Source organism: Streptomyces sp. L-9-10 (genome assembly GCF_004151105.1).
Classification (GTDB): Bacteria; Actinomycetota; Actinomycetes; order Streptomycetales; family Streptomycetaceae; genus Streptomyces.
In genome coordinates this window covers 99,468-112,353 of sequence record NZ_PHRF01000077.1, presented here as the reverse complement: position 1 = coordinate 112,353, position 12,886 = coordinate 99,468, and the positions used below count along the sequence as shown (strand labels likewise).

1 protein-coding gene is annotated in these 12,886 nt (G+C 70.8%); it reads right to left on the bottom strand.

Going from position 1 to position 12,886, the window contains the following annotated elements; translation table 11 throughout:
- Positions 1–12,886, bottom strand: a 12,886-nt coding sequence (locus CU044_RS19980; RefSeq protein WP_193564014.1) for a non-ribosomal peptide synthetase/type I polyketide synthase, incomplete at both ends; no start/stop codon positions are given.

Sequence of the window (12,886 nt, the reverse complement as noted above, 5' to 3'; positions counted from 1 at the left end):
TGGGATCGCCCATGGCGGTGGCGGTTCCGTGCGCTTCTACGTAGCCGATGTCGGCGGATGACAGTCCGGCGTCGGCGAGGGCGTCGTTGATGACGGTGGCCTGCCCGTTCACGCTGGGCGCGGTGAATCCGACCTTGTCCGCGCCATCGTTGTTGATGGCGCTGCCGCGGATGACCGCGTAGATCCGGTCCCCGGCCTCGACCGCGTCCGACAGCCGCCGCATCACCACCGCCACCACACCGTTGGCGATGACCGTGCCCGCGCCATCGGCGTCGAAGGGCCGGCAGTGTCCGTCCGGCGAGGCCACGAAGCCTTCCTGGTACTGGTAGCCCTGTTCCAGGGGGAAGGTGAACGCGGAGGCGCCGACGAGTGCCACGTCGGATTCTCCGCGCAGCAGGCTCTGCCTGGCCAGGTGTGTGGCCACCAGCCCCGTGGAACACGCCGTCTGCACCGTCAGCGCGGGACCACGCAGATTCAGCTTGTGCGCCAGGCGCGTCGCGAGGAAGTCGTTCTTGTTGCCGATCGCCGAGCGGAAGACCTCCGAGACGTCCTCGGGATCACCCTGGTCATAGCCGCCGAAGCCGACTCCGCCGAAGACTCCGATGCGGCCGGGGTCGGCGCCGGGCAGGATGCCGGCGTTCTCCAGGCCCTGCCAGGCCGTTTCCAGGAAGAGCCGGTGCTGCGGATCCATGTTCTCCGCATCGGACGGTGAGCATCGGAAGAACTCGGCGTCGAAGAGATCGGCGTCCTCCACGTAGCCCTTGGCCGGGACGAACTCAGGATCCTCCAGTACGTCCCTGGGCACCCCGGCGTCCAGCAACTCCTGGTCGGTGAAGCGGCGGATCGACTCCACACCGCCCCGCAGATTCGCCCAGAACTGCTCCGCGTCCGTCGCACCCGGCAGGCGCAGAGCCATGCCCACGATCGCCACCGCGTCCTCGTCCGCGTCCTCGTCCGGACGCTCCCCCGCCGACGCCGCCGCCGCGGTCACCGCGCGCGTGGAGTCGCCGCGCAGGAACGCGGTCAGCTGCCGCACCGTGGAGTAGCGGAACAGCGTCGAAAGCGGAAACTCGCGGTCCAGGCCGGCGCAGACCAGTTCGTGGACCCGCAGCGCCGCCATGGACGTTCCGCCCAGTTCGAAGAATCCGCTGTCCGGGTCCACCTCGGCCGGCTCCACCCCCAGTACCTGCGACCAGGCCGAGACCACCGCCTCCCACACATGGTCACCACCGGAGGCCGGTTCGGAGTGCACGGGTCGCGGTGCGGGCAGCGCGGCCAGGGCCAGCCGGTCGGTCTTGCGGTTCGGCGTCAGCGGCAGGCTCTCCAGCCGTATCCACCGCGCGGGCAGCATCCACCCCGGCAGCCGCGCCGCGGCCTGCTCGGCCAGAACCCGCTGGTCGGCTTCTCCGGAGTAGTACACCCACAAGGCCGCCGGGCCGGCGTCCTCACGTACCACCGCGGCGGCTTCCCGCACGCCCGCGCACTCGGCGACCACCGACTCGATCTCGCCGAGCTCGACGCGGTGTCCGGCCAGCTTCACCTGGGCGTCCGTACGGCCGCAGAACTCCAGCAGTCCGTCCTCGCGATAGCGGACCACATCGCCGGAACGGTACATCCGCCCCGCACCCGTGAAGGGGTCCACCACGAACCGCTCATCCGTCAGCGCGGACCGGTTCCAGTAACCCCGCGCGACACCGCGCCCACCGATCCACAACTCACCACGGCAACCCCGCGGTACCGGTTGCTGGTGCCGGTCGAGAACGGCCAACCGGGTATCGCGCACTGGCGTTCCCAGGGAGACCGGCCCGGGCTCGACCCGCCAGGCCGTCGAATAGATCGTGGTCTCCGTGGGCCCGTACATGTTGAACACGTCGCCGCCGCAGATCCGCAGCAACCGGTCGGACAGGCCGCGGTCGAGCTCTTCGCCACCGACCACGAGCAGCCGCAGTCCGCTGAGCAGCTCACGGCCTCCCGCGTCCGCCAGCAGCATCCTGGCCAGCGACGGCGTGCACTGCAGGTGCGTCGGCCCGTACCGCCGGTGTTCGGCCCAGCTGCCGAGTTCTCCGCTCGCGATGACCACGCGGTAACCCCTGGTCAGGGTCCACAGCAGTTCGAGGCCGGAGATGTCGAAGGACACACTGGACACGGCGAGCCAGATGCCGTCGACGCCACCGCCGATGCGGTCGTCCATGGCCAGGCAGAAGCCGGCGAACTGCGCGTGCTCGACCACCACGCCCTTCGGGGTGCCCGTCGAGCCCGAGGTGTAGATGACATAGGCGGGGTCGGACGGTTCCGGCTGGATTGGCGGAACGCCGTCCGGCTGCCCGTGCTGCCCGGTCTCGGAGATCTCCTCGACGGACAGCACCCGCAGACCGTCCGGCAGGGCGTCCGCGAGGGAGCCGCTCGAGATCACCACCTCGAGCCCGCTGTCGGACACCACATGGTCCAGACGCGCTTTCGGGTACTCCGGGTCCAGCGGAACGTAGGCGGCCCCGGCCATCCAGGTGGCGAGTATCGCCACCGGCAGATCGACCGTGCGGGGTAGGCAGAGACCGACCAGATCCCCGCGTGTCACGCCCAGTGCGGCAAGCTCCCGGGCGATCGCGAGGGCTCTCGTGGACACCTCCCGGTAGGTCAGCTCGTGTCCGTCCGACACCACGGCCACCGCGTCGGGCGTCCGTGCCGCCTGTCCCAGTATCCGCCGGCATGCGGTCTCCCCGACGGGCTGTGCCGCGACGTCGCCGCCGTGCTCGGCGAGCCACCGGCGTTCCGCACCGCAGAGCAGTTCGGTCTCCCGGACCGGACGGGCGGGCTGGGCGGCCAGCGACGCCAGCAGGGTCCCGAAGTTGGCGACCATGCGGTGGGCCGAGTCCTGGTCCAGCACGTGTGGCTGGAACTCCAGCTCCCCGCGCAGCACGTCACCGTCGCCGGTCAGTGTGAGGCCCAGCTCGAACTTCGACGCACCTCGTACGTTGCCGGACACGCTTCCCGTCGTGGGAAGCCGCCAGGCCGCCTCGCCCGTTCCGACCGTGGGGAAGGCTGTGCCGCCGTAGTTGAACACCGCCCGGAACAGCGGGTTCTCCTCACCGGTCCGGTCACCGCCGGCGATACGCACGACCTCGGTCAGCGGGACGCTCTGGTGCTCGAACACCCTCCGCACACGGGTGTGTGTGCGGGCGAGGACGTCCTCGAAGGACACCGGCCCGGTCAGGTCACAGCGCAGCGGCAGGGTGTTCGCCAGGAATCCGAAGGTCTTCGCGATCTGCGGCAGCTCCCTCGCCGACCAGATCGTGCCGAGGTCGAAGTCGTACTGGTCGGTGTACCGGGCGAGCAGCACCGCGAAGGCGCTGACGTACACGGTGTACCCGGTGACGGAGTTGCGCGTGGCCAGCTCGTCCAGAGCGGCCCGAAGCTCCGCGGGCACGGTGAAGTGCACGGCATCGCCCTGCTCGTCCTCGGCGACCGCGCGCTCGGGGAGTTCCAGACGCTGGGTACCGTCCAGCTCGGACGCGAAGTACTCGAGCGAACGATCGAAGGCGCCCTGTTCGATGGACCTCTTCTCCCATCGCGCGTAGTCGCCGAGGTGGTAATGGACCTCCGGGAGCTGGGGGGTGTCCTGCTCGGCGAAAGCCCGGTACGTCTCGTACAGCTCGTTCAGCAGCAGGGACATCGACCAGCCGTCGGTGATGGCATGGTGCAGCGTGAAGCACACGGTCCACTTCTCGCCGGAGTCCACCAGCAGGCAGCGGAACAGGGTCTCGGCGTCCAGCGTGAACGTGACCCGTTCTTCCGCGTGCAGCGTCCGGTCCAGCTCATCGGCGTCGGCCACCCGCTCGTGCCGCAGTGGAACGGTGAACTCCTCGTGCACGACCTGGACGAGTTCGCCGTCACGGAGTTCCAGCCCGGTGCGCAGCGCCTCGTGACGTTCCATCACCGCGCGAAGTGCCAGGCCGAACGTCTCCGGACACAGGGGGCTCTCCACTTCGAGCCGGATAACGGCGTTGTACTGCGCGGAATCCGGACGCATCCGCTCCAGGAACCACAGCCGGCGCTGGCCCTCGGTCGCCGGATGGACGTCGCGCCGCTCGGCACGTTCGATCGACGGACCGGGAGGCGGCAGTTCGGCGAAGGCGTTGGCCAGCAGATAGTCCACGACCGCTTGAGGCGTGGGGTGTTCGAAGGCGAGCGTGGACGGCAGCGGCGTGCCGGTCACCTCGCTGAGCCGGTTGCGCAGTTGCAGAGCCATCATGGAATCCAGCCCGTGATCCTGGAACCGCTCGTCCACGGGCAGGGGTTCGCCGAGTCCGAGAACGCCGCGGACCACGTCCTGTACGGCCTCCAGCACGGTGAGAGCACGGGCCGGCTCGGGCAGTGCCGTCAGCCGGGCCGCCAGGTCCGCGGGGGGTGCCTGCCGTTCCTGCCGGGTACGGGCTCCGCCGTCGATCCAGTAGCTCTGCCGCTGGAAGGCGTAGCCGGGCAGGTCGACCAGGCGGCCGGGGCCGTCGACGACCTGTGTCCAGTCCACCGCATGGCCGTGGACGTGCAATTCGCCGAGGCCGCGCACGATCTGCGCGAGGCCGCCGTGATCGCGGCGCAGACTGCCCAGGACCACTCCGCCGCTGTCGGCGGTGAAAGTCGTCAGCGGGACGGCCAGCAGCGGATGCGGGCTGACCTCGGTGAACACACCGAAGCCGTCGGCACGCAGCGCGTCGAGTGCCAGGTCCATGCGCACCGGCTCACGCAGGTTGCGGCACCAGTACCGGGCGTCCAGGACCTCTCCGCCGATCGGCGCACCGGTCACCGTGGAGTACATCGGCACCGTCGTCGCGCGGGGGTTCAGTTCGCTCAGTGCCGCTTCCACCTCGGGCAGCATGGGGTCGACCAGGCTGCAGTGTCCGGCCCGGTCCACGTTGATCCGACGGGAGAACACGTCACGGTCCGCCAGCTTCGCGAGCAGCTCGCCCACCGCTTCCGCCGCGCCGGCCACCGCCACCGAACCCGGGGTGTTCACCGCTGCCACCGACAGCGATCCGCCGTACTCGGCGAGCAGTTCCTCCACCTCGGTCAGCGGCAGTCCCAACAGGGCCATGCCGCCCGAGCCGCTCTCGACGTGATGGAACGCCCGGCTGCGGACGGCGACCACCTGGGCGCCCTCCTCCAGGGTCAGCGCTCCGGCGACCACGGCGGCGGGTACCTCGCCCTGGCTGTGCCCGACCACGGCTTCCGGTTCGAGACCGACGGACCGCCACACCGCCGCCAGGCCGAGTGCGACCGTGAACAGCGCGGGCTGGGTCACGTCGACGTCGTCCAGGCTCAGCCCGCTCGCCTCGGGGTTCGCCAGCAGTTCGTGGACCGACCAGCCGGTCCAGGGGCGCAGTGCCTCGTCGCAGCGGGCGACCGTGTCGGCGAAGGCCGGGCTTTCGGCGAGCAGGCGCCGGGCCATACCCGGCCACTGCGAACCCTGGCCGGCGAAGACGAACACAACCCTGCCGTGCTCCTCGGCCACGCCGGTGCACACCGCGTCGTCGCCGTGTCCGTCCCCGATCGCGGTCAGCCCGCGCACCACCTCGTCCAGGTCATGGGCGAGGACAGCGGCCCGGTGCTCGAAGTGCCGGCGGTGCCGGGTGGTGGTCCGGGCGAGGTCGGTGAGAGTGGTGTCGGGGTGCTGGGTGAGCCAGTCGGCCCACCGCCGGGCCTGGTCCCTGAGTGCCTGCGGGGTCCGTCCGGAGACGACCACCGGCGCCGCGTCCCGTGCCGGGGCGGGCTCCACGGCAAGCTGCGGTGCCTGTTCCAGCACCATGTGGGCGTTGGTGCCTCCGATGCCGAACGATGACACTCCGGCGCGTCGGGTGCCCTGCCAGGCCCGTGTGTCCCCACTGATCCGCAGGACCGCCGGGTCCAGACCCAGTTCGGGGTTGACGCGCTGGAAGTTGACCGTCGGTACCAGTTCGCCGTGGTAGACGCAGAGTGCCGCCTTGACCAGTCCCGCCAGGCCCGCGGCCACGTCGGTGTGTCCGAGGTTGGACTTCACCGATCCGACCGCGCAGGGCTCGTCGCGGTCGGAGGAGAAGACCTCCTGCAAGGCCTGGACCTCGATGGGATCGCCCATGGCGGTGGCGGTTCCGTGCGCTTCTACGTAGCCGATGTCGGCGGATGACAGTCCGGCGTCGGCGAGGGCGTCGTTGATGACGGTGACCTGGCCGCTCACGCTGGGCGCGGTGAATCCGACCTTGTCCGCCCCGTCGTTGTTGATGGCGCTGCCGCGGATGACCGCGTAGATCCGGTCCCCGGCCTCGACCGCGTCCGACAGCCGCCGCATCACCACCGCCACCACACCGTTGCCCACCACGGTGCCGTTGCGGTCGGCGTCGAACGCACGGCAGGAGCCGTCCGGGGAGAAGACGAAGCCTTCCTGGTGGTAGTAGCCGTACTCCAGGGGGAACGTGAGAGCGGCGGCGCCGGCGAGTGCGACGTCGGATTCTCCGCGCAGCAGGCTCTGCCTGGCCAGATGCGCGACGACCAGCCCCGTGGAACACGCCGTCTGCACCGTCAGCGCGGGACCACGCAGATTCAGCTTGTGCGCCACCCTGGTGGACACGAAGTCGGACTTGTTCCCGAGGAGATCGCGGTAGAACTCCTGGAGTTCGGTGATCTCGTCGCCGCGAACGCTCCCGCTGTTGTAGCCGCCGAATCCGGCGCCGGCGAAGACTCCGATGCGGCCGGGGTCGGTGCCGGGCAGGATGCCGGCGTTCTCCAGGCCCTGCCAGGCCGTTTCCAGGAAGAGCCTTTGCTGCGGATCCATGTTCTCCGCTTCGGACCGCGAGTACCCGAAGAACTCGGCGTCGAAGAGATCGGCGTCCGCCACGTAGCCCTTGGCGGGGACGAACCCGGGATCCTCCAGTACCTCCCTGGGCACCCCGGCGTCCAGCAACTCCTGGTCGCTGAAGCGGCGGATCGACTCCACACCGCCCCGCAGGTTCGCCCAGAACTCCTCCGCGTCCGTCGCACCCGGCAGCCGCAGGGCCAGGCCCACGATCGCCACCGCGTCCTCGTCCGCGTCCTTGTCCGGACGCTCCCCCGCCGACTCCGTCACCGCGGTCACTGCGGTCACTGCGGTCACCGCAGGCGTGGAGTCGCCTTGCAGGAACATGGTCAGCTGCCGCACCGTGGAGTGGCGGAACAGCGCCGAGAGCGGAAACTCGCGGTCCAGGCCGGCGCGGATCAGTTCATGGACCCGCACCGCCGTCAACGACGTTCCGCCCAGATCGAAGAATCCGCTGTCCGGGTCCACCTCGGCCGGCTCCAGCTCCAGTACCTGCGACCAGGCGGAGAGCACCGTCTCCCAGACCCGGTCACCGTCGGCGGCCGGTTCCGCGGGCTCCGGCCGCGACACGGGCAGCGCGGCCGGCTCCGACGTCGCGCTGTCGCCGTGCTGCCGGAACGAGCCCGCTTCCTCGGCGTGGAGCAAGGTCAACCGACTGACCGGCAGATCGCCGTCCCGGACGAAGGAGTTCAGCAGGGTCTCGAAGTTCGCGACCATGCGCTCCGCGGATTCCTGATCCAGTACGTGTGACTGGAACTCCAGCTCCCCGCGCAGTCCCTCGGCGGCAGGTGCGAGGCTCATGGTCAGCTCGAACTTGGCGGTTCCCGCTACGTTGCCGGTGAAGCACCCGGCGAGCGGCTGCCACGTGCCGTCGTCCGGCTCCGCGCCCAGGCCGTAGTTGAACACCGCCCGGAACAACGGGTTCTCCTCGCCGTTGCGCTCGACGTCGGCGACCTTGACCACCTCGGACAGGGGCACGTTCTGGTGTTCCATCACGCCGAGCACGCGGGACTTCATCGCCGACAGCAGACCGGGCACGTTCGGGTCAGCGGAGAGGTCACAACGCAACGGCAGGGTGTTGGCGAGAAAACCGACGATCTTCGCCGCGCCGGGCAGTCCGCGCCCGGACCACACCGTGCCGATGCTGAAGTCCCGCTGGTCGCTGTACCGGGAGAGCAGCACCGCGAAGGCGCCGGCCAGCACCGTGTACGGCGTGACGCCCGCATCGGCGGCGAGCGCCTCCAGCTCGCCCCGAAGGGCGTCGGACACCGCGAACCCGACCTTGCCCGCGCCGGAGTCCAGGTCGCTCGGGGGCAGTTCCAGACGCGGGACCCCGGCCAGTTCGTTCCGGAAGAAGCCGAGGCCCGCCTCGAAGGCTCCCCGCTCGATGGAGTCCCGCTCCCAGCCGGCGTAGTCGCCGAGGTGCATGGGCGACTCGCTCCCGTTGTGGGGATCGAGGCCCGCGCGGAACTCCCCGTACGCGGCGAACAGTTCATGCAGCGTCATGACCAGCGACCAGGCGTCGATGACCGCGTGATGCAGGGTGAAGCAGACCACCTGTTCGTCCGCGCCGGTCAGCACCAGGCAGCGGAACAGCACGGGGCCGGACAGGTCGAAGGGCGTCTCGGCCTCGCCCCGGATCCGGTCGGCCAGTCCCTCGGAATCGGCCACCTCCTCGAAGCGCAGCGGGGAGCCGAACTCCTCGTACACCACCTGGACCAGCTCACCGTCGCGGCTCTCCAGGCCCGTGCGCAGTGCCTCGTGCCTCCGCACCACGAACTCGACGGCGGAGGCGAACGCCGCGCGGTCCAGTGGTTCGGCGACCCGGACCGGCATCGTCACGTTGTACTCGGCCGTGCCGGGACGCATCTGCTCCAGGAACCACAGCCTGCGCTGGCCCTCGGTCGCCGGATGGACATCGCGTCGCTGCACGCGTTCCACGCGCGCGCTGACCGTGTCGTCCCCGCGGTCCCGTAGGCAGCCGTTGAGGTACTCCGCCAGGCCGACGGGCGTCGGGTGATCGAAAACGGCCGTCGCGGGCAGGGGCAGTCCGGTCTCGGCGGACAGCCTTCGACGCAGCTCCACCGCCATCAGGGAGTCCAGCCCGAGTTCGGTGAACTCCGCCTCGGGGCGGATCTCGTCGGAGCGGCCCAACGCCACGGCCGCTTCGCGCCGCACGAGATCGGCCAGTGCGCGAATTCGCTGCGGTTCCGGCAGACCGGACCAACTGGTGTCGGCGCTGTCCGTCCGGGTGTCCGCCAGCCTCCGCATCCGGGTCCTGCCCCGCAGCAGCGGCGAGCGGGCGTCCTCGGCCCCGGACAGATCGATCCGAAGCGGAACAAGATGCGCTCGCCGGCTGGTCAACGCCGTGTCGAGAGCCCCCAGCGCCTGCGCGCCGGTCAGCGCGGTCACTCCCTGCCTGCGCATCCTTGCCAGTTCGGCCTGGCCGAGGTGCGCGGTCAGCCCCGTGCCGGCCTGCTCCCACAGTCCCCAGGACAGGCTCAGTCCGGGAAGTCCCCGCCGGCGCCGCTCGACCACGACCGCGTCCGCGAACGCGTTCGCCGCGGCGTAGACGCTCTGCCCAGCGCTTCCGAGGACGCCCGCGGCGGACGAGAACACCACGAACCAGGTCAGTGGACGGTCCGCGGTCAGCTCGTGCAGCCACCATGCCGCGCGTGCCTTCGGCGCCCAGACCCGTTCCAGCCGCTCCGGGGTCTGGTCCGTGAGCAGCCCGTCGTCGAGTACGCCGGCCAGATGCCACACGCCGCTGAGATCCGTGACGGACTCCACGAGTCCGGCCACCTGGTCGCGGCTGGTGACGTCGCAGGCCACCACGCGCACGCTGGCGGCGCCAGCGGCGGTCAGCTCGGCGACCAGTTCGTCGGAACCCTCCGCTCCGCCACCCCGGCGGGAAGCCAGTACCAGCTTGCGCACTCCCCACGCGCTCACCAGGTGCCGTGCGACCTGCCGGCCCAGTTCACCGGTACCGCCGGTGATCAGCACCGTGCCCTGTGCGCGTTCCGCGTCATGGGTCTCGGCGGCGGAGGCCGCGCCACCCTCCGCGAGTACCGTGTCGCGCGGGGAGAACGGGACCAGCCGGGGAACCCGTACCGTACCGCCGCGGACCACCAACTCCGGCTCGGGGATGGTCAGAGACGCCCGCACCCTGTCCGGATCGGCGTCACTGTCCACGTCCACCAGCCGCACCGGATGCCCCTCGGCGCGCGCCGCACGCAGCAGACCCCACAGGGGCGCCGAGGTCAGGTCGACGGTCTCGCCCTCGTCCACGGACAGCGCCTGACGGGTCACCCAGACCAGTTCGGTGCCGGCCAGCCGTGGATCGGACAGCAGGTCACGCGCACGGACCAGTGCCGCCGCGGTGAACTCCTCCGGGGTGCCGGAGGGTTGTGTGGCATCCACCACGATGCGGGATGGAACCGGTCCGGTTTCTGTGTCCAGCGTGGGCAGTCCGAGTGCGGCCGCGAGGGGGCCACCGGTGATCACGGTGTCCGCCGGCTCGGCGGCGGACGACAGGCACTCCTGGAACTCCAGCCGGTACAGGTGCCGTTCAGCCGCCGTTCGCAGGCCTTCCGCACTGGCCTCCCGGAGACGAAGGCTCGCGGTGACGACCAGGTCCCCGTTCTCGTCCGTCACACACAGTTCGGCCTGCTCGCGTGTGCTGTCGAGTCGTACGCGCACCCGCACGACCGACGCCCCGGTCGCATACAGCCGGGCGTCGTTCCACTCGAACGGCAGCAGGACCCGCTTCCCGCGCTTCGGACCGGCCTCACGGTACTGAGCGGGGTCGCGGTCGTGCGTGGTGTCGTCGTCGGCTTCCTCAGCGGTGAGGATCGTATGGAGCGCGGCGTCCAGGAGGGCGGGGTGGATCCCGAATCCTTCGGGCCGCAGGCTCTCCGGGAGGCGGAGGACGGCGTAGAGCTCGTCCCCCTGTCGCCACAGGGCGCTGAGGCCCTGGAACGCGGGGCCGTAATCGAGTCCGCGCTCGCGGAAGCGCTCGTAGAACCCGTCCAGGGACACGTGTTCCGCGGACTCGACCACCGCTGCCCAGTCGACGGATTCGGGGGCGCGCGTGGGCGTGCCGTGGGTGAGTTGGGCGGTGGCGTGGGTGGTCCAGGGGGTGCCGGGATGAGCGTCGGGGTCGGGGTGGGAGTGGACGGTGACCTGGTGGTGCCCGTTGCCGTCGATGCCGGTGACGGCGATCTGAATGCGCAACGGCCCGGTCTCGGGCAGGACCAGTGGGGTGGCGAGGGTCAGGGTGTCCACCGTGCCGGCTCCGACCCGCTCCGCGGCGGTGAGAACCATGTCCAGGATCCCGGTGCCGGGCAGCAGCGCCGTGCCGAATACGCGGTGGTCGCCCAGCCAGCCCTGCGCGCCGTCGGTGGCATCGATCCTGCCGGTGAGGATCAGTCCGTCGCCGGAGGCCAGCGGTGTCGACAGCGGGAGCCAGGCGTGGTCCACCCTGTCCACGCCCCAGCCCGAGTCATCCGCCGGAGTGGTTCTGCGGGCGTCGAGCCAGTAGCGCTGACGGTCGAAGGCATACGTGGGCAACTCGCTCACCGTCGATGCCTGGGGAACCAGCTGGTGCCACGGCCACGCGTCCGCGTGGGCGAGTCCGGCGCGGACCCATGAGGAGAGGACGTCGGTGGTGTCGGCCTGGTCCCGGTGGGCGGTGGCGACGCCGATTCCCCCGTGCTGCTGGGTGATCTCGTCGAGGACCATGGCCATGACGGGGTGGGGGCTGATCTCGATCCAGGTGTGGTGGCCGTCGGTGGCGGCTGCCTGGCCGGCCTGGTCGAAACGGACCGGCCGGCGCAGGTTGGCGCACCAGTAGTCCGCGTCCAGCTCGCCGCCCTGGACCGTGCGGCCGTGGACGGTGGAGTACATCGGGATCCGTCCGGCTGCCGGCTGAAGGCCGGCCAGTTCCTCGGCCAGGGCGGGCAGGAGCGGGTCCATGTGCGCGCTGTGGGAGGCGTAGTCCACCTGCACCCGGCGGGCGAACACCGCATCGGTCCGCAGTTGGGTCAGCAGTGTGTCCAGGGCGTGGCTGTCCCCGGAGATCACCGTGGATGTGGGGGTGTTGACCGCGGCGATCGACAGGCCGGTGCCTGCCAGGCGTTCGGTGATCCACTCATGGCCGCGTTCGACGGCGGCCATGCCACCCTGCCCGCGGCAGGTGGCCACGGCCCGCGAGCGGGCGGCGACGATCCGCACACCCTGTTCGACGGTGAGGATTCCCGCCACCACGGCGGCGGCCACTTCGCCCTGCGAATGCCCGATCACGGCCCGCGGAGTGACGCCCATGGACTCCCACCACGCGGCCAGGCCCAGACTCATCGCGAACAACGCCGCCTGCACCTCCTCCACACCGGACAGGGGCCGCTCCCCGATGAGGACCTCGGTAACGGACCACCCCGTCCAGGGCAGCAGGGCCGCGTCACAAGCGGCCACGGCCTCGGCGAACACGGCGGAGTGCTCGTACAAGGCCCGGCCCATGCCCTCCCACTGCGACCCCTGCCCCGGGAACACCCACACACCGCCGGAAGCAGCCCCTTGGAGGGCCTCTTCGCCCAGTCCCACGAGGGGGGCGATCACGCCGGGCGCGTCGGTCCCCTCGGCGAGTGCGTCCAGTCGGCTGATGGCCTCTTCGCGGGTGGTGGCGAGGACGGCGCCCCGGTGGTCGAACCAGCTGCGGTGCCGCAGCGCGGTGGACGCCACCTGGTCCAGTGAGACCTCCGGGTGCTCACGCCACCACTCGGCCCAGCGCCGGGCCTGCGCCCGCACCACATCCGCGTCCCGGCCCGACACCACCACCGGGAACACACCGCCCGCCACCGTCTGCTCGGTGACGGCCTCCGCGGCAGGGGACTCCTCCAGAACGAGGTGGGCGTTGGTCCCGCTCAGTCCGAACGACGACACCCCCGCGCGCCGAACCCGGGACTCCTCCCTCGGCCAGGAACGAGCCTCGCCCAACAGCCGCAGTCCGCTGCCCTCCCACTCGATATGGTCGCTGGGCCGCTGGGCATGCAGTGTCGCGGGCAGCTG